Genomic DNA, 18,255 nt, shown 5'->3' with positions numbered 1-18,255 from the left:
TGCTCAATGCCCCTTCTTCTGCACCAGCGCGCTGCCGACGCCATGCCGCTTGCCCTCGCTGACGGCCGTCACCGTTCCATCGGCGTTGAACACCAGCGCATTGGCCGCCCCGATTTCCGCCACGTCCGCCGCCCAGCGGCGGCCATATTTTTCCTGCGCCAGCGCGGCCGGCGTCCCCGAATAACCCGGCTCGATATGGGTGGCTTCGCCATTGCGTTCCGACAGGCGCGGCGCGTCGATGGCCTGGTCCATCGTCATGCCCAGGTCGATGTGGTTGACGATCGATTGCAGCACCGTGGTGATGATGGTGGCGCCGCCCGGGCTGCCGATGGAAAACGCGGGTTTGCCATCCTTGAACGCGATGGTCGGCGACATGCTGGAACGGGGCCGCTTGCCCGCTTCCGGCACGTTCGGATGGGGGCCGGAGAAATCGAAGTCCGTCATTTCATTGTTCAGCAGGAAGCCGTAGCCGGGCACCGTGATGCCGCTGCCACCCCATGATTCAATGGTGTACGTGTAGGCGACGATGTTGCCGTCCTTGTCGGACACGGTCAGGTGCGTGGTATGCGCACCTTCTGCCAGCAGCTTGGCCGTAACGGGACGCAGCGGCACGCTCTGGTCTTGCTGGAATGGATACGGATCGCCTGCCGTGGCGACTTTGCCGGCGCGGGTCGGGTCGATCAATTCGCGGCGGCGCGCCGCATAGGCTTTGCTCAGCAGCCCCTGGACGGGCGCTTCGACGAATTCCGGGTCCGCCAGGTAGGCATTGCGGTCGGCAAATGCCAGGCGGGCTGCTTCCATGTACAGGTGTTCGACCTTATCGCGCGGCATGGATTTCAAGTCGTAGCCTTCGAGGATATTCAGCGCTTCGCCGATCGCCACGCCGCCGCTGGACGGCAGCGGCATGCCGGCCAGTTCATAGCCGCGGTAGGTGTAGCGGATCGGCTGGCGCAGGCGCGCTTCATAGTTGGCCAGGTCCGCCATGGTCATGGCGCCGGGACGCACCTTGCCGCCCGGGTGGTTGACGGTATCGACGATGGCGCGGCCGATCTTGCCTTCATAAAACACCTTGACGCCGCCGGCCGCCAGTTCGCGGTACGCCCTGGCCAGGTCCGGGTTGCGCAGCAGGGTGCCGCTGGGCAGCGCCTTGCCGTTGCGCAGGTACAGTTGTGCGGTGGCGGGGAACAGCGCGAATTTCGCTTCGTTTTCCTTCACCAGGTGCGTGAAGTTGTCGTTGACCTTGAAGCCGTTTTGCGCGACCGCGATGGCCGGTTGCAGCACCTGTTTCAGCGACATGGAGCCATAGCGGTCCAGCGCTTCATGCCAGCCCCGCACGGCGCCCGGCACACCGACCGACATGCCGCTGGCCACGGCTTCGTCAAACGGGATTTCCTTGCCGTCCTGCTGGAAGACGGTGGGCTTGAAATTGGCCGGCGCCGTTTCGCGGTGGTCGATGGTGATGACGCGCTTGTCTTTTGCCAGATAAATCATCATGAAGCCGCCGCCACCGATGCCGCAGCTGAACGGATCGGTCACACCCAGCGTGGCGGCGGCCGCCACGGCGGCATCGACGGCGTTGCCGCCTTTATTCAGGATGGCCATCGCGGCCTGCGACGCGGGTTCGCTGATGGTGGCGACCGCGCCGCCGGTGCCGGTGGCCACCGGGGTCTTGGACCAGGCGGCTGCCGGCAGCGCGGCGATGAGAAGGGAAAGGGTCAGTGGACGAAGGACGGTGCGGGTAGCGGTCTGGGTCATAGGCTCGGGTAGTTTGCTCTAGGAAATATCCACCCGTAAGCTTACCTTATATGCCGGCGGCGGCGCATTCAGCGGTGTCGGCTCGGCCGGCTCCAGCGTCCCGAGAGTAAATTTCAAGCCTTGCTGCGTTGCGTTATTGCTGCCATTCGGCATGTCTTCCGCCAGCACGAACTGGCTGGACTGGCCGCCGTGCGTGAGGATAAACGTGAAACTGATGTAACCCTTCCACACGCAGACGGCGCCGGGGCGGCAGCGGCTGTCGTTGACCTTGTCGAGTTTCAGCGTGGTGTTGGGGGCGAGGTTGACGGTCTGTCCGGGGGCCAGCACATAGGTCTGGCTGACTGGCTTGGCCGGGCCGCCACCGCTTTCCGCGGGACTGATACCGCAAGCGGCAATGATGCCGGCGCAGACAATGGCGCTGCATAGCGAACTGATGAAACCAGGCTGCATATTCATCTCCTTGGGCCGTAAAACAAGGGTTGGCTGACGGGTGAAAATATTAACCAAATTACATCAAAATAGGCGCACGGTTGAGATGGCGCCGGAAAAGCAAAACCCCTGGGAGAATTGCTTTACGGGCAATTCTACGCCAGGGGCGTTGTGCGGTGCGGAATATCTGATCAAACGTACGGCGTCAGCGCAGTCTTCATTTTCTTCAGCGCAGCCGCTTCGATCTGGCGGATACGCTCGGCCGACACGCCGAATTCTTCCGCCAGCGTGTGCAAGGTGGCGCCGGAACCATCATCGTTGGCCAGCCAGCGCGCTTCCACGATGCGGCGGGAGCGGGCGTCCAGTTTCGACAGCGCGGTTTCCAGGCCTTCCGAATGCAGGCGCGTCACTTGCTCCGCTTCCAGCACGCGGGTCGGTTCGCTCTGCTCGGACGACAGGTAAGCGATCGGCGCGAACTTGTCATCTTCATCATCGGTCGGCGATTCCAGCGCGATATCGCGGCCGGACAGGCGCGTTTCCATTTCAATCACTTCTTCGCGCTTGACGTCCAGCGTCTTGGCCAGCTGGTCGATCTGGGCCGGCGTCATCGCATCCAGGCCCTGCTTGTGGCTGCGCAGGTTGAAGAACAGCTTGCGCTGGGCTTTGGTGGTGGCCACTTTCACCAGGCGCCAGTTCTTCAGGATGTATTCGTGGATTTCCGCCTTGATCCAGTGCATCGCATACGACACCAGGCGCACGCCCTGATCCGGGTCGAAGCGCTTGACGGCTTTCATCAAGCCGATATTGCCTTCCTGAATCAGGTCGGCATGCGGCAAGCCATAACCGAGATAGCCACGGGCAATCGATACCACCAGGCGCAAGTGCGACAGCACCAGTTCCTGTGCGGCGCCCAGGTCATTGTTTTCCTTCAGGTTACGGCCGAGGCGCACTTCGTCGTCGTGGCTGAGCATAGGCAGGCGGTTGACCGCCGAAATATAGGCGTCCAGGTTCCCCAGGTTGCCACTGAACCCGAGGCCGAGTGCGTTTTTACTGGCAGGTACCAGCGCAGCAGTTGCGGTCATCGTCGTCATTCTTTTCCTCGCTCAAAGCGTATTTAGTTGGAAGCATCTTGCGCCGTGTCTCTTAAAGCTTGCTTAACAGTTGCGTTGCATCAAGAAACACGGGAGTCGGACATATATTAGCACTCTCCCTTGGCGAGTGCCAATCGCCTGTAGCAATGAAATTAATAGCAATCGTCTATCGATGCAGTCTACGCGATGATCTTTACCAAATCGTAGTTAATTTACAACGTTTGAGGCTTGTCAATAGCGTCAGGATATCGGCGGAAGGTAGAGAACGACTGTGCGTGAACGCACGCAGGCGGCTTTGTAAAAGCCGCCCAGCGGAAGCCGCCATGTCGGCAATAAGTTAACTTAGTTTGGCCAAATGGCGCTGCACGGACAGCGAGGCGCCAACCAGGCCAAGGCTGGCCGATAACGCCAGCAGCCCCGCGGCCGGCAAGGCCGACAGCGGCGCCAGCCGGAATTCCGACGCATACAGCCGCGCAAACTCGGCAATCGCGGTATTCAGCGGTCCCAGCGCCAGCGCCACGCCGCCCAGCGCCAGTCCGCCCGCGCACAGGCCCAGCAGGGCGCCCGTGTAATAGAAGGGGCGGTGGATGAAGGTATCGGTGGCGCCGATCAGCTTGGACACGAGGATTTCTTCCCGCTGCGTCAACACTTGCAGGCGGATGGTGTTGAACACCACCGCCACCACCACGGTGCCCAGCGTGGCCGCCAGCAGCATCAGCGCCAGCTTGAGGATATTGATCAGCGCGGCCAGGCGCTTGACCCACGCGGAATCGATTTGCACCGTGTCCACGCCGGGCAGCAGGCGCATCTGTTCAGCCAGCACGTCCACGTCGAGGCCGGTGGCGGCCGTGCGGAAGGCGTCCAGTTTCACGATGTAGCTGTCCGGCAACGGGTTGTCACCCAAGGTGGCGAGCACGTCGGACAGGCCGCTCTTGTCTTTCAGGTTATCCAGCGCCTTTTCGCGCGGCACGAAGATGATTTTCGCGTCACGCGCCAGTTCGCGCAGCGGCGTGGCCAGCGTGGCGGCCTGGTCGCGCGGCACGTCCTGCTTGACGAACAGGCTGATTTCCGGATCGACCGACAGTTGTTCCGACAGCGGACGCACATTGTCCAGCAAGGTCATGCCCATGAAGGGCAAGGCCAGCGCAATCGCCACCACCAGGATATTGAACAGGAAGCTGCCGGGCGCGCGGCGCACATGCACCAGCGCGGCGGCCAGTGCGAAGCCATGTTGGCGGAACCAGTTGGTCATTCGAGGGCTCCCTGGCGCAGGTGGATGACGCGCGCGGCCGCATCCAGCACCACTTCATCGTGGGTGGAAATCACGCACGTCACGCCGACCGAGTGGAAGGCCCGCAGTGCATCGAACACCCGTTCCGCGCTGGCGCGGTCCAGGTTGGCCGTGGGTTCGTCGGCCAGGATGATTTGCGGACGGTTGACGATGGCGCGCGCAATCGATACGCGCTGCTGTTCGCCGCCGGACAGCGCCAGCGGCAGCGAGTTGGTGCGGTCGCCCAGGCCCACTTTATCCAGTGCCGCCCGGGCCCGCTGTTCCGCCTGAGCACGGGGCGCGCCCGTCACCATCAACGGCATCATGACGTTGGCCAGGATGGAACGGTCGTTCAGCAAGCGCTGTTCCTGGAAGATCAGGCCCAGGTTGCGCCGCAGGAAAGGCACCCCCGCAGCTTTCAGGCGGCCGATATCCTGGCCATTGACGATCACGTGGCCGGAGCTGGGGCGCTCCATGGCGGCGATCATTTTCAGCAAGGTGGATTTGCCGGCGCCGGACGGGCCGGCCAGGAACACCAGTTCGCCCTTGTTGATGGTCAGCGAGACGTCGCGCAGCGCGGTCGCGTCCGGCCCGTATTGCTTGGTCACGTGCTGGAATTCGATCATCGGGATTATCCCAGCAAGGCGTCGACGAATTCCGCCGCATTGAACGGTTGTAAATCTTCGATGCGCTCGCCGATGCCGATGAAATACACGGGCACCGGTCGGACGCGGGCAATGGCGGCAATCACACCACCCTTGGCCGTGCCATCGAGCTTGGTGATGATCAGGCCGGACAGTTGCAGCGCATCGTCAAAGGCTTTGACTTGCGCCAGCGCGTTCTGGCCCGTGTTGCCGTCGATGACCAGCAAGGTTTCATGGGGCGCGCCTTCCAGGCCCTTGCCGATCACGCGCTTGATCTTCTTGAGTTCTTCCATCAGGTGCAACTGCGTCGGCAGGCGGCCCGCCGTGTCGATCATGACCACGTCCATGCCGCGCGCCTTGGCCGATTGCACGGCGTCATACGACACGGCGGCCGGGTCGCCCGATTCCTGCGAGACCACGGTGACATTGTTGCGCTGGCCCCAGATCATCAACTGTTCGCGGGCGGCGGCGCGGAACGTGTCGCCGGCCGCCAGCAGCACGGATTGGTTATGCATTTGCATATGCTTGGCCAGCTTGCCGATGGTGGTGGTTTTGCCGGCGCCGTTGACGCCGGAAATCATCATCACCAGCGGCTGGTGTCGCCCCAGTTCGAACGGCTTTTGCAGCGGCAGCAGCATTTCCACCATCAGCGCCTTCAACGCTTGCTTGACGGCGGCCGCATCGAGCAACTTGTCTTCCTTGACCTTGCGTTTCAGCGCCGCCAGCAAGTATTCGGTGGCGTCGATGCCGGCGTCGGACATCAGCAGGGCGGCTTCCAGCTCGTCATACAGGTCGTCGTCGATTTTTGCGCCGACGAACAGCAGCGACAGGTTGGCCGACGTTTTCGACAAGCCTGCCTTCAGGCGCGACATCCACGACGGTTTGTCCTGTTCCGGCATGGCCATGGCGCTGGTATCGATGGGCGGCTGCGTTTCCGGCGCCAGCGGGGCGGCCGGGACCGGCGCCGGGGCGGCAACCGGTACGGCGGCGGCAGTGGCTTCCGGTACAACGGGCGTCGAAACGGGAACGGCAGCCGGCGCCTGCGGCGCTGCAGTGACTGCGGGATCGGGTTGAGCGGTCTTTTTCTTGAAGAAACTGAACATTGGTGTGCGGTAGGGGGGCTTCAAGCGGATCCGGCAGGGCGCCGGAAAATCAGCCGGTATTCTACCAGAGCGCTACTACCGCAGCGCTAACCGGGGGCGAGGCGGCCGGCCGCCGCCCACCGGCCGGGGCGGGCCATCAGCCCTGGCTGCGGACGCGCAGGCGCCAGTCATTGATGCCGGAAGCGATTTCCGGCAAGTCGTAGACGCGCAGGAATGGCGGCGGACGTTTGCGCAGGACGGCGCAATGGCCGCCGGCCCAGATTTCCACCGTGGCCGGCAGGCGAGCGCGCAATTCTTTCAGCCCGTCGAGCGCCTGGCGCGGATTCATCGATGCCGACAACGACAGGGCGACGATATCGACGCCCAGCGCGCGGGCCGCATCGGCAATGTCGGGGACCGGCGTTTGCGTGCCCAGCGAAATCGCGTGCGCGCCTTCGGCGGTAAACAGCGCTTCCGCCATCAGCAAGCCCAGGCCGTGACGCTCTTGCGGCAGCGTGGTCAGCAGGATGCGCGGGCGCGGCGCGCCATTGTGGTTGGTATTTGCCTGCGGTACGGAAAAGATCGCGCTGCGCATCACCATTTGCAGCGATTCGGCAAACAAGTGTTCTTCAAATACCGCGAAACGGCCCGAAGCCCACGCATCGCCCACCAGCGCCGTCAGTGGCGTCACCAGGTCGATGACGAAGCTTTTCAGCCCCATGACCAGCAGCGCCTGCGACAGTTTGCGGCGCAATGCATCCATTTGATGGGATTTGCACAAATCCAGGTAGACCTGCAATTCCGGATGATGTGGCGTGCGGGTACGCGATTTGCTGTTGTCGGCGGCTTTTTCGGCCAGCGCCTGCAATTCTTCGGGGCTGTAGCCGATCACTTTGCCCGGACGGAAGCCCAGGTCGATCAGCCTTTTCACGAGACGCAGCTTGACCACCTGGTCGGTCGGGTAGACGCGTTCGCCAAACGGATCCCGCAGCGGTTGCGGGAAATCGTAGCGGCGCTCCCAGACGCGCAAGGTTTCTTTGGCGACACCGGTGTCGCGTTCGACATCGCTGATCGTACTGGGGACAGTCAATGGGGCCTCAGTGTTCATGTTCCTTAAATCGGCTACGGGTTTGGGGGAGCCGTGTACTGTTTTTGTCGGGGCCATCCCCGTTGTGCGAGTGCATTCTACTCGCGTTTCGCTAGAGAAAGTGGGGCGGTAAACCTGTGGTTTTCCCTCTGAAAACGCCAGTTAAACCCCTTGTCCACGACACATGGCGGCCATGCAGAACTATGGGCAGGATTCGCTGCAATGTGCCGGTTTTGTGCTGGACAAAAAACTTGGAAAATATGTGAAAAAAATCTGGCTATTGTTGTTTCCGGCTGTACTGGTATTCATCCGGGCCGGGAGCGAGGAGGAAGACGGCGGGGCACTTATGTTAACGATAGGCCAGATCGCGGGCGAATCAAGCCAGGGATTTTTCTGTTGCCGCACCGAAATAGAGCGGACGCACAAAATAAGGGCACAGATTTGCTATTGCGGAAAATACTTATAACAAATGAATACAAGCAAAATTAGCAAAATTAATGTATAAATGATGCGTTTTGCTTCAATTTGCAGTTTTAGCCACGCTTTCCCGCTGCTGCGCACAACGAGCAGAACCCGTGTCCCACAGGGCCGCACGGGTGCCAGGCTGACACTTGATTGAATGTCAAACGGCCAGTATAGTGCCGCCTCCGAAGCGTTGACGCTTCGGAAAGTCGGCGGTAAGGGCCAAGATAAAGTGAGTGTTGTGTAGCATATCCGCCACAACACACGGCATTCGGGGAATGCTGACACGCATAAGTAGCGCATCACGATAGTGCGCTGACAAGGACAGAATACAGGCCTGCAGTAATGCCGGCTTTACACATTTTTGCAACACAAACTGAAGGAAACTCGTAATGAAAAAAACTCTGATCTCCCTGGCAGTTCTGGGTGCAATGAGCGGCGTAGCTCACGCGCAATCCAGCGTCACCATCTACGGTATCGTTGATGCCGGCCTGGTGAGCGAGCGCGGTGGCAAAGCAGGTAACGTAACGAAGGTAACCAGTGGTGTTGGTAGCGCTTCCCGTATCGGCTTCCGTGGCACGGAAGACCTGGGCGGTGGCCTGTCCGCAGTATTCACGCTGGAAGGCGGCTTTGCAGCCGACACCGGCGTAGGCGACGCAGCTGGCCTGTTCCAGCGCCAGTCGTTCGTTGGCCTGGTTTCGAAAGAAGCCGGTTCCCTGACCCTGGGCCGTCAGTACACCCCAATCTACAACGCCCTGTCGCAAGTGGCTGACCCATTCGCAGCCGGCCTGGCTGGTTCCGCCAAGAACCTGTTCGGTGCATCGGGCGGCAACGTACGTTACAGCAACGCTGTTAACTACAAATCGCCATCGCTGAGCGGTTTCGCTGTTGAATTCCAGTACGGCGTGGGCGAGCAATCGCAAGCCAACGCTGGCCGCCAGCTGGGCGCCGGCCTGTCGTATGAAAACGGTCCGTTGAAAGCACGCGTTGCTTACAACAACCGCAATAACAACACCGTTGGCGCCGTGCCAGTCGGCATCGGCCACAGCACCCTGGCTGCCGCCAACTATGACTTCGGTGTCGTGAAGGCTTTCCTGGCTTACCAGGATGACAAAGGCGCGCTGACTTCGCCGATCCCTAACCCAACCGCGTACACCGCCGCAGCTGTTGCCGCTTCGAAAGACAGCGACACGATTCTGGTTGGCCTGACCGCACCAGTTGGCGCCAACGGCACCGTGATCGCTTCGTACATCCGCAAGGACGACAACGAAGCCGCGAACCGCGACGCTGACCAGTGGGCACTGGGCTACTCCTACGCCCTGTCGAAGCGCACCAGCACCTACGCTGCTTACGCCAAGATCAAGAACAAGCGCGGCGCCAGCTATACCGTTGGCAACAACACCGAAGCTGGTTCGGGCGACAAAGCCTTCAACCTGGGCATCAAGCACACCTTCTAATTTCTACCCTGTAGAGATTTAGCAGCCTGAAAACGGCGGCTTGCGTTGGCAAGCCGCCGTTTTTTATGTTGCAATGCAATTATGAAAACAATTCACCGTCTTGTGGCCATCGTCCTGATGGCGTCGTGCGTTGCGATCGCCGCACCCAAAATGACCGGCAAGCCTGCGCCTGGTCTTTTCCGCTACGGGATGGCGGTGTATTCGGACTTGTGCATCCACAAGGAGAGCGGGGAATTCGGCGGGCAGCGCCTGACAGTGCAGCGCTTTGCCGAAGTCGATACGGTCATTTATGAATACACGGCCGGTGGCCTGAGCTGGCCGATCATCGCCGACGATGTACAGGTCGGCCCGCAAGGTGACAAGATGATTTTCACCCTCCAGGTGGAAGGGGAAGAAAAAACCTTGAGCGGGACGTTCGCGGACAATGGCGACACGTTCGTGCTCGATGGCGGCCATTGCGGCCAGCCCGACACGCCTGCCCGGTTGAAGAAAGTCACGGATTTCGGACGCAACCCGCCGCCGTGCAAGCCGTGCCCGGCGAAGAAGGCGGCGCCGCAACCGCCGCAAACGCCGGAACCGGCCGGTAAACCGGCGGCGCCGGGTGCGCCGCATGAGCCGCCGGCGCGTCCCGCGGCGGCGCGCGAGACGCAATCGGCCTGACACGGCCATGGCGGCCGGGCGCATTGCGCGCCGCGGCCACAGGCTGGCTTATTTCCCCGCTTTAGCCGCTTCGGCCTGCTTGCGGATGGTATCCAGCGTCGCCCCCGGCGTGATCAGGTTGCCGTCATAGCGCAACTCGATCACGAACGGCAGGTTCTTGCTGCGCGTGTAATCCAGCGCGCGCTCCAGGGCCGGGGCGAATTCTTCCGTCGTGTTGACGGCTTCGCCGTGGCCGCCAAACGCCTTGGCCAGCGCCGCGAAGTCCGGGTTGTGCAATTGCGTACCCGAGATGCGGCCCGGGTAGTGGCGTTCCTGGTGCATGCGGATGGTGCCGAACATGCCGTTATTAAAGACCAGGATGATGACGCCCGCGTTGTATTGCACCGCCGTCGCCAGTTCCTGGCCATTCATCAGGTATTCGCCATCGCCGGCAAACGTCACCACGGTGCGGGATGGATCGATGATTTTCGCTGCCACGCCGGCCGGCACGCTGTAGCCCATGGCGCCGCTGGTGGGCGCCAGCTGGGTGCGCATGGCGCCGTAGCGGTGGTAGCGGTGCGCCCACGTGGCGTAATTGCCGGCGCCATTCGTGATGATGGTGTCCGGCGGCGTCATGCGGTCGATCTCCTGCACCACTTGCCACAGGTTCAACGGGGCGTTGTTATCCTTGAAAATGGCCGGCTGCGACTGCCATGCCGCCAGTTCCGCGCGTGCTTCTTCCACCGAGCCCTGCCATGCGCCGGCATCGACCGGCTCCATCGCCGCCAGCATGGCGGCCGCTTGTGGCATGCCGCTGCCGATCATCAGTTCGGCCTGGTAGACGCTGCCCAACTCTTCATTGCTGGCGTGGATGTGCACCAGGCGCTGTTTCGGCACCGGGGACGTCAGCAACTCATAGCCGCTGGTGGTCATTTCGCCCAGGCGCGGGCCGACCACGATCAGCACGTCCGCATTTTTCACGCGGGCCGCCAGTTTCGGGTTGATGCCGATACCGACGTCGCCCACGTAGTGGGGGTGGTTGTTGTCCAATAAATCCTGGAAGCGGAAGGCGCACGATACCGGCAGCTTGTTCGCTTCGGCAAAGCGCGTGATGTCCGCGCACGCCTGTTCGGTCCAGCCGCCGCCGCCCAGCATCAGCAATGGGCGCTTGGCCTCGGCCAGCATGGCGCGCAGTTGCGCGATCTGTGGCGCCGATGGCGCGCCGTGCACTGGCTGGTAGCAGCCCGTATCGGCCACGGCGGCCTGCGTGGTCAGCATGTCTTCCGGCAGGGCCAGCACCACCGGGCCGGGACGGCCGCTGGTGGCCACCTGGAACGCGCGCGCCATGTATTCCGGGATGCGGTCGGCGCGGTCGATTTGCGCCACCCATTTCGCCATCTGGCCATACATGCGGCGGTAGTCGACTTCCTGGAACGCTTCGCGGTCCATGAAGTCGCTGCCGACCTGGCCGATAAACAGGATCATCGGGGTGGAATCCTGGAATGCCGTGTGGACGCCGATCGATGCGTTGGTGGCGCCCGGACCGCGGGTGACGAAGCAGATGCCGGGTTTGCCCGTCATCTTGCCGTAGGCATCGGCCATGAACGCTGCACCGCCTTCCTGGCGGTTGATGATGAAGCGGATGCCGGAGTCGTGCAATGCGTCCAGCACGTCCAGGTAGCTTTCACCGGGCACGCCGAAAGCCGTGTCCACGCCGTGGATTTTCAGGGCGTCGACCAGGATCTGGCCGCCGCTGCGGGAAGGATGCGTCATGGTGGTTGTACCTTATAGTGGATCCGATGCGGCATTCTATGCTTCGCCATGCGTGGCGGCTTTTGAAAGAGCGACATCAAATTTCACAAAATGGGACGTAATCCGTTAAGCGCGCCGCGCGTTTGGTACAATATGCCCGGAAGCAAGCCAGACAGTCGCTGGCGGGGGCAGCAATGCCACCGCGGGAGGAAGGTCCGGACTCCACAGAGCGGGGTGACGGTTAACGGCCGTCCGCTGAAAGTCCGCAAGGATATAAGGCGAGGAATAGGGCCACAGAGACGAGCGTATTAAGTTACGGTGAAACGCGGTAACCTCCACCTGGTGCAATTTCAAATAGGCACGCGATGATGTTGCTCGCGGAGCGTGCGGGTAGAAAGCTTGAGCGGCGGAGTAATCCGTCGCCTAGAGGAATGGCTGTCATAGCACCTTCGGGTGCCGTAACAAAATCCGGCCTATCGGCTTGCTTCACTGATTACTACCGATGAAGAAATATATCCTGGCCCTGGATCAGGGCACGACCAGTTCGCGCGCGATTCTGTTCGATCATACGGGCACGCTGTGCGGCAGCGCCGCGCAGGAATTTCCTCAGCATTACCCCCAGCCCGGCTGGGTCGAACACGACCCCAACGAAATCTGGAACAGCCAGATCACCGTGGCGCGCAAGGTGCTGCACGACCATCACGTCGACCCGCACCAGGTGCTGGCCATCGGCATTGCCAACCAGCGTGAAACCACCATCGTCTGGGACCGTAAGAGCGGCGAACCGATTGCGCCCGCCATCGTCTGGCAAGATCGCCGTACCGCCGCCATGTGCGAGCAATTGCGCGCCGACGGCAAAGCCAGGATGATTTGCGAACGCACCGGCCTGGAGCTCGATGCGTATTTTTCCGCCACCAAGATCAAGTGGATCCTGGACCATGTGCCCGGCGCGCGCGAACGGGCGCGCCACGGTGCACTGGCGTTCGGCACCATCGATACTTGGCTGGCGTGGAAATTGTGCGGCGTGCACGTGACGGACGTGTCGAATGCGTCGCGCACCATGCTGTTCAATATCCACCTGATGCGGTGGGACGCGGATTTGCTGCACCTGTTCGACATCCCCGAAGAAATGCTGCCGCAAGTCGTGTCGTCCAGCGAGGAAGTGGGCAACACGAAGGAATCGCTGTTTGGCGCCGCGATTCCCGTGGCCGGCATCGCGGGCGACCAGCAGGCGGCCACCTTTGGCCAGGCGTGTCATACGCCGGGCATGGTCAAGAATACTTATGGCACGGGCTGCTTCATGCTGATGCATGCGGGCCGTCACGCGCCCGTATCGCACAACCGCCTGTTGTCGACGGTGGGCTGGCGTGTCGATGGTGACGTCGATTACTTGCTGGAAGGCAGCGTGTTCATGGGCGGCGCCACCGTGCAGTGGCTGCGCGACGGCCTGGGCATCATCAAACAATCGTCCGACGTCGAGCCGTTGGCCGCCAGCGTGCCGGACAGCGGCGGCGTCATGCTGGTGCCGGCTTTCACGGGACTGGGCGCGCCGCACTGGGATCCGTATGCGCGCGGTTCGCTGCTGGGACTGACCCGGGGCAGCACCGCCGCCCACATTGCCCGCGCGGCGGTGGAATCGATTGCCTACCAGAGCGCGGAATTGCTGATGGCGATGCAAAAGGACGTGGCGCTGCCGCACCGCAAAATCCCCGTGGTGGAAGTGCGCGCCGATGGCGGCGCGGCCCGCAACGACATGCTGATGCAATTCCAGGCCGATTTGCTGGGCGTGCCCGTGGTGCGGCCGAAAGTCACGGAAACCACGGCGCTGGGCGCCGCTTATCTGGCGGGGCTGGCCGTGGGTTTTTGGGAAAGCCGCCAGGAAATTGCTGCGCAGTGGCAGTGCGAGCGCCGTTTCGAACCGGTGATGGGCGCGGATCAGCGCCAGGCATTGCTGGCGCGCTGGGCCAAGGCTGTACAGCGGGCTCGCGACTGGGATGCGCCGCTGTAAATAGCCTTTATCGGCAACATTGTTAAAACCCTGATGCTTGCCCGCAACACTTTGCGGCGGAATCGCGCTGCGGTCGCGCGCACGATTGCCGTGCCATTGTCGATCTGCCTATACTTTCCCACTTACCAGGAAGAATGTGCGGGCATGGAGGAGATGTGGGCGTGGAAAGCGGGCCGCAACGGCCATTCAATGTCGAACTGGCAGCCATCGAAACCCTGTTCGATGCGCTGACGGACGTGGCATTTTTCGTCAAGGACCGGGAAGGGCGCTACCTTGCCGCCAACCATACGCTGGTGCGCCGCTGCGGCCTGCGCCACAAGCAGGATTTGGCGGGCAAGACCGTGCTGGAAGTGCATCCGCGTCCCCTGGCGCAAGCGTACCTGGCGCAAGACCGGCAAGTCATCGAAGCTGGCTGCACCATCAAGCAGCACCTGGAATTGCACTTGTATCCCAACCGCCGCCATGGCTGGTGCCTGACGCATAAGACGCCGCTGCGCGATGAGGCTGGCGCCATTATCGGCCTGGTCGGTACGTCGCATGACCTGGGGTTGGCGGACGAACACCATCCGGTTTACCGCAAGATTGCCGGGATTGCCGCGCATATCCGCGAACATTACCGCGAACCGCTGTGCCTGCAGGCGCTGGCGCACGATGCGGGTCTGCCGCTGGCGCGCGTCGAGCGGCTGTTCCGCCGCGTGTTCCACTACAGTCCGCGCCAGTTGCTATTGCAGTCGCGCCTGAACGGTGCGCTGGCGATGATCGAATCGGACCACGAGCGCAGCATTGCCGATATCGCGGGCGAGTGCGGCTACACGGACCACAGCGCCTTTTCCCGCCAGTTCAAGGCGCTCACAGGGCAAACGCCGGTGCAATACCGCGCACAGTGCAAAAACGGCAACGGCCGTGCACCCGCCAAGGAATCGCTGCTGGCGGCGCTGATGTAAAACACGCGTAAAGCTATCAAATCCTAAGCGAACGATAGTACAAAAGGGGCCAGGCCCCAATGTGAAAGGGCCAGGCCCCGATGTGGTTTTTTCGGCGCAGCGCCTGTGCCGATCCTGTCAGCCTTCCTGTCTAAATAGGACGAACCGCGCATCCCGCTCCGGCGGGATGTATTTCCTGCAAGCTTGCCACGCTAGTATGCATTTGCCCGGGGCGGCCGACCCGATGGCGCCATCCAACTAGCCTGAAGGAGCGGTATCCCATGCACCAACGTTTTTCGCTGCACACTGTATCCCCGATCGCCCTCGCGGTCGCCCTGGCCTTTGCCGCCGGTTCGGCCTTTGCCGGCGGCCAGCCGGTGCCGGCCCAGAACAATGCCCATGACCATAACGGCCGCCTGACGCAGCCGCCCATGCCGCGCGAACGCCAGACCCTGCCGCCATCGGAAGAGCAGGTGCGCTACAACTTGTCGCCCACCAACAAGCCTCGCACCGACCTGTTGCCCCGCAATCAGTCCGCCAAACAAGCCACGACGCTGGCCGCCACGCCGGATTGCAAGGACATGAACAAGATGGCCACGTACAGCGGTGCGGCGCTGGCCGATTACCTGGTGGGCTTGCCGGATTACGAGTGCACGTACCCGCTGTTTTCCGTGGCCGGTACACAAGCGGCCACGATCTTCTCGGCCGCCAACATGAATGCGGTGGTGAGCCGCCTGACGCAACTGCAGCCAGGCTATAACGCCACCAACATGGCCGTGGTGAACCTGGTGCTGTACCTGCGCGCCGGTTATTACGTGGCCAGCAGCGGCGTGATTCCCGAGCCGTCCGCCAGCCTGAAAACCGCGCTGCGCCTGCCGCTGGTCCGCCTGATCGAAAGCAACGCGCTGTACCAGCCGAATGCGGCGGCGCCCACCACGGCGGGCGAAGTGCTGCGTCTCGTCACCAACATGCATGACGAAGCGTACTTCCTGCCCAGTATGAAAGTCGTCATCACCCGCTTCACCAACCGCAGCGGTTATCCGACCGCCGTGGAAGCGCTGAAAAACAGCAGCGCCAGCGGCGGCCTGACTGGCGCGCTGACCGTGCTGTTCCGCGCCCACAGTGATGCGGCCGGCGTGCAGTTGCTGCAAAACGATATTTCCTACGCCAATACGCTGAACGCCTTCATCGTCAACAACAAGTCCGCGCTGCTGGGCACGGGCTATGCGTATCAGCTCAGCGATACGGCCAATGAAAACTTCCGCTTCATGCAATACGCAGGCTTGAAGCCGGCCGTGAAAGTGCAGGTGAAAAACACGCTGGCCACCAGCACCATGACGGGCGCGGACAGCGACCTGTGGCTGGCGGCGGCCGATGCCGTCAAGTATTACGACAATGCCAATTGCGCGGAGTACGGCACCTGCAACTATGAAAAGACGCTGGCCGACACCATCCTCAAATACAGCAAGCAGTGCAGCCCGACACTGAAATTGCGCGCGCAGGACATGACGGAAGCGCAAATGCAGGAAGTGTGCACGTCGCTGGCCACGGAAGAGGGCTATGTGCACGCGATGCTGAAAACCAACCGCACGCCGGTGGCGCAAGACAACAACACGTCGCTGGAACTGGTGGTGTTCGACGATTACACCAATTACAACAAGTACGCGGGCAAGCTGTATAACATCAGCACAGACAATGGCGGCATGTACCTGGAAGGCGACCCGGCCGCCGCCGGCAACCAGGCGCGCTTCATTGCGCACGAAGCATCGTGGCTGCGCCCGACCTTCAAGGTGTGGAACCTGGAGCACGAATACGTGCACTACCTCGATGGCCGCTTCGACATGTATGGCGACTTCACGCTGGGCACGTCGGTGCCGACCGTGTGGTGGATCGAAGGCATCGCGGAATACCTGTCGCTGAAAAACAATAACCAGCCGGCCATCGACATGGCGCGCAGCCGCACGTACAAGCTGTCGGACATCTTCAACAATACGTACAGCATGTCCGATTACCAGAACCGGGCGTATCGCTGGGGGTATATGGCGGCGCGCTTCATGATGGAAAAACACCGGCCGGACGTCGATAACGTGCTGGGCAAGTTCCGCATTGGCGATTATTCCCGCTACCAGACCTTCATGGGCCAGATCGGCACCGCGTATGACGCGGAATTTGCCGCCTGGGCCGATGCGGCCACCACGGCGGGCGAACCCACGCTGCCGAACGACGATCCGGGTGCGAACTTGCCGAATTGCGCGTCCAATACGCAACTGGGCAAGAATTGCGTGATCCGTAATATCGGCAATGCCAGCGGCTACCGCTCGTACTTCACCCTGATGCTGCCGGTCGGTGCGAAAAACCTGAAGCTGGCCACCCGCAACGGTACCGGTGACGTCGACCTGTACGTGGCGGCGGACCATTGGCCGGTGCCGGGCAATGCGGATTACTCGTCCGTCAAGACTGGCAACGCGGAAGATGTGTCGGTGGCGTCGCCGCTGGCGAACCGCTGGTATTACGTGACGATCGACGCCAAGGGGCCTTACAGCGGGGTATCGCTGTCGGCGACTTACGAATAATGTCGACTAGGTAATATGAAGCAACCCCGTCCCGGCAGCGTGTCCGGGACGGGGTTTGCCGTAGAAGGCGGCGTATAATAGCGGCAGTCCGAATGGATAGTTTCTACCATTCAATTGTATATACAAGTTAATGTTGTTAAAGTAAATTCTCACTTCGTCCAGAACAAACTCCGCCATTCAGCCCGGTAGCTGCAAAGTGCGCCGGCGCGCCAGTTTCAGCAAGAATTGACCCCCTAAACACCTGTCAACTGCCCGTCAAGTACCAGTTTCCCGTGTCGCTAGCTTGCTACTAGTCTGTTGTCTGATGGCAACTGTATGACTTTATTTTAATTTTTTTCTTGACAGGCATTTTGTAATTATGAAAAGGAAAACGGGGTGAAAACAGATGAGGTACCACTTGCAGTATTCATGCTAAGTATCTAATTTCACGGCATATTTTAGTTCGACGCTGGTTCAGGTGTCGGCGCTAAGTCCTTAATTTCATTCATAATTTCTCCTTTTTTCCAATTGGAAAGCGCTTGACCACTATCTTGCCATCCTCTAAAGTGGTCAACTGTGTGAAAAAGTGTAGTTTTGTGGGATTTTTTGGCGGGGTCAGCGCCATGCACACCGGCTCAACGAATTCTCAGGTCATCAAAGGTCAACCGTGTTTCAAGGCGCTTCCGCGATCACTCTCGATGCGAAAGGCAGGATGTCTATTCCTGCCCGGCATCGCGACGCACTGGCACTCCAGTGCGAAGGACGCCTCACGCTTACCAAGCATCCGGACGGCTGTTTGCTGATGTATCCACGCCATGTTTGGGAAGCCAAGCGCGACCAGATCGCCGCGTGGCCGATGTCGGCCCGTGGCTGGCAGCGTATTTTGTTGGGCAATGCGGTGGACGTGGAAATGGATTCCGCCGGCCGCATCCTGGTCGCGCCTGAACTGCGCGACGCCGTGGGCCTGGGCCGCGACGTGATCCTGTCCGGCATGATGACCCACTTCGAAATCTGGGATCCGGCCAAGCGCGCCGATAACGAAGCGCAAACCATCGAGGCAGGGATGCCCGATGCCCTGTCGGATTTTTCTTTCTAAGGCCCGCT

15 protein-coding genes and 1 other RNA gene are annotated in these 18,255 nt (G+C 61.4%); 8 read left to right on the top strand and 8 right to left on the bottom strand.

The genetic code is table 11. From position 1 onward, the window contains the following. Nucleotides 1-3 precede the first annotated feature (3 nt). From ggt to GJ700_RS15270, 7 genes are all read right to left on the bottom strand, one after another. A complete protein-coding gene (ggt, locus tag GJ700_RS15300) occupies nt 4-1,755 on the bottom strand; it encodes a gamma-glutamyltransferase (protein ID WP_154375304.1) in 1,752 nt (583 codons plus the stop codon). Nucleotides 1,756-1,773: 18 nt separating this feature from the next. Beyond that, nucleotides 1,774-2,205, bottom strand: coding sequence for a hypothetical protein (locus GJ700_RS15295; RefSeq protein WP_154375302.1), 432 nt, complete (start codon nt 2,203-2,205; stop codon nt 1,774-1,776). A 170-nt stretch (nt 2,206-2,375) separates the two neighbouring features. Continuing rightward, nucleotides 2,376-3,275, bottom strand: coding sequence for an RNA polymerase sigma factor RpoH (rpoH, locus tag GJ700_RS15290; RefSeq protein WP_154375300.1), 900 nt, complete (start codon nt 3,273-3,275; stop codon nt 2,376-2,378). Nucleotides 3,276-3,612: 337 nt separating this feature from the next. After that, on the bottom strand, nt 3,613-4,527 hold the full coding sequence (gene ftsX / locus GJ700_RS15285) for a permease-like cell division protein FtsX (protein WP_154375297.1): 915 nt from the start codon (nt 4,525-4,527) through the stop codon (nt 3,613-3,615). Continuing rightward, nucleotides 4,524-5,171 carry a cell division ATP-binding protein FtsE gene (locus GJ700_RS15280; RefSeq protein ID WP_154375296.1) on the bottom strand — a complete coding sequence of 216 codons (648 nt, stop codon included), beginning with the start codon at nt 5,169-5,171 and terminating at the stop codon, nt 4,524-4,526. The genes ftsX and GJ700_RS15280 overlap by 4 nt, the downstream gene beginning before the upstream one ends. Before the next feature lie 5 nt (nt 5,172-5,176). After that, nucleotides 5,177-6,292 (bottom strand): signal recognition particle-docking protein FtsY, encoded by a 1,116-nt coding sequence (ftsY, locus tag GJ700_RS15275; protein WP_154375756.1) that lies wholly within the window; start codon nt 6,290-6,292, stop codon nt 5,177-5,179. A 136-nt stretch (nt 6,293-6,428) separates the two neighbouring features. Continuing rightward, nucleotides 6,429-7,361: a MerR family transcriptional regulator gene (locus tag GJ700_RS15270; RefSeq protein ID WP_308700684.1), complete on the bottom strand. Its 933-nt coding sequence runs from the start codon at nt 7,359-7,361 to the stop codon at nt 6,429-6,431. Between the two features lie 181 nt (nt 7,362-7,542). Here GJ700_RS15270 and GJ700_RS15265 point away from each other — a divergent pair, with 181 nt between their 5' ends. The 3 genes from GJ700_RS15265 (at nt 7,543) to GJ700_RS15255 (ending at nt 9,937) form a co-directional block, all read left to right on the top strand. Beyond that, the gene (locus GJ700_RS15265) at nt 7,543-7,824 is read left to right on the top strand and encodes a hypothetical protein (RefSeq protein WP_154375291.1); all 282 of its coding nucleotides are present in this window, start codon (nt 7,543-7,545) and stop codon (nt 7,822-7,824) included. 388 nt (nt 7,825-8,212) lie between these two features. Then, nucleotides 8,213-9,277, top strand: coding sequence for a porin (locus tag GJ700_RS15260; RefSeq protein ID WP_154375289.1), 1,065 nt, complete (start codon nt 8,213-8,215; stop codon nt 9,275-9,277). An 81-nt stretch (nt 9,278-9,358) separates the two neighbouring features. Then, entirely contained in the window at nt 9,359-9,937 is a 579-nt protein-coding gene (locus GJ700_RS15255; protein WP_195763914.1) for a hypothetical protein, read from the top strand. Nucleotides 9,938-9,985: 48 nt separating this feature from the next. Here GJ700_RS15255 and GJ700_RS15250 read toward each other — a convergent pair whose 3' ends face one another. Beyond that, complete coding sequence (locus GJ700_RS15250; protein ID WP_154375287.1) at nt 9,986-11,689, bottom strand: thiamine pyrophosphate-binding protein; 1,704 nt, start codon at nt 11,687-11,689, stop codon at nt 9,986-9,988. A 139-nt stretch (nt 11,690-11,828) separates the two neighbouring features. On the opposite strand from GJ700_RS15250, the gene rnpB reads away from it, so the two are divergent. The 5 genes from rnpB to mraZ all read left to right on the top strand — a co-directional run bounded on the left by rnpB (nt 11,829) and on the right by mraZ (nt 18,247). Next, nucleotides 11,829-12,160, top strand: an RNA gene (gene rnpB / locus GJ700_RS15245) — RNase P RNA component class A. 10 nt (nt 12,161-12,170) lie between these two features. Next, nucleotides 12,171-13,676: a glycerol kinase GlpK gene (glpK, locus tag GJ700_RS15240; protein WP_154375286.1), complete on the top strand. Its 1,506-nt coding sequence runs from the start codon at nt 12,171-12,173 to the stop codon at nt 13,674-13,676. 161 nt (nt 13,677-13,837) lie between these two features. Then, nucleotides 13,838-14,620: an AraC family transcriptional regulator gene (locus GJ700_RS15235; RefSeq protein WP_371867972.1), complete on the top strand. Its 783-nt coding sequence runs from the start codon at nt 13,838-13,840 to the stop codon at nt 14,618-14,620. A 260-nt stretch (nt 14,621-14,880) separates the two neighbouring features. Continuing rightward, entirely contained in the window at nt 14,881-17,172 is a 2,292-nt protein-coding gene (locus GJ700_RS15230) for a M9 family metallopeptidase (protein ID WP_154375282.1), read from the top strand. 646 nt (nt 17,173-17,818) lie between these two features. Next, nucleotides 17,819-18,247 (top strand): division/cell wall cluster transcriptional repressor MraZ, encoded by a 429-nt coding sequence (gene mraZ, locus GJ700_RS15225; protein ID WP_170305550.1) that lies wholly within the window; start codon nt 17,819-17,821, stop codon nt 18,245-18,247. The last annotated feature ends 8 nt before the right edge of the window (nt 18,248-18,255 follow it).

It is taken from the genome of Pseudoduganella rivuli, assembly GCF_009674485.1.
GTDB lineage: Bacteria > Pseudomonadota > Gammaproteobacteria > Burkholderiales > Burkholderiaceae_D > Rugamonas > Rugamonas rivuli_B.
Note: the sequence above shows the minus strand (reverse complement) of the source record. Positions and strands in the feature narration are given on the sequence as shown.

Bases quoted from the DNA above. Each gene is read 5' to 3' on its own strand.
- ggt (WP_154375304.1), bottom strand. From the start codon at position 1,755: ATGACCCAGACCGCTACCCGCACCGTCCTTCGTCCACTGACCCTTTCC.
- GJ700_RS15295 (WP_154375302.1), bottom strand. From the start codon at position 2,205: ATGCAGCCTGGTTTCATCAGTTCGCTATGCAGCGCCATTGTCTGCGCC.
- rpoH (WP_154375300.1), bottom strand. From the start codon at position 3,275: ATGACGACGATGACCGCAACTGCTGCGCTGGTACCTGCCAGTAAAAAC.
- ftsX (WP_154375297.1), bottom strand. From the start codon at position 4,527: ATGACCAACTGGTTCCGCCAACATGGCTTCGCACTGGCCGCCGCGCTG.
- GJ700_RS15280 (WP_154375296.1), bottom strand. From the start codon at position 5,171: ATGATCGAATTCCAGCACGTGACCAAGCAATACGGGCCGGACGCGACC.
- ftsY (WP_154375756.1), bottom strand. From the start codon at position 6,292: ATGTTCAGTTTCTTCAAGAAAAAGACCGCTCAACCCGATCCCGCAGTC.
- GJ700_RS15265 (WP_154375291.1), top strand. From the start codon at position 7,543: ATGGCGGCCATGCAGAACTATGGGCAGGATTCGCTGCAATGTGCCGGT.
- GJ700_RS15260 (WP_154375289.1), top strand. From the start codon at position 8,213: ATGAAAAAAACTCTGATCTCCCTGGCAGTTCTGGGTGCAATGAGCGGC.
- GJ700_RS15255 (WP_195763914.1), top strand. From the start codon at position 9,359: ATGAAAACAATTCACCGTCTTGTGGCCATCGTCCTGATGGCGTCGTGC.
- GJ700_RS15250 (WP_154375287.1), bottom strand. From the start codon at position 11,689: ATGACGCATCCTTCCCGCAGCGGCGGCCAGATCCTGGTCGACGCCCTG.
- glpK (WP_154375286.1), top strand. From the start codon at position 12,171: ATGAAGAAATATATCCTGGCCCTGGATCAGGGCACGACCAGTTCGCGC.
- GJ700_RS15230 (WP_154375282.1), top strand. From the start codon at position 14,881: ATGCACCAACGTTTTTCGCTGCACACTGTATCCCCGATCGCCCTCGCG.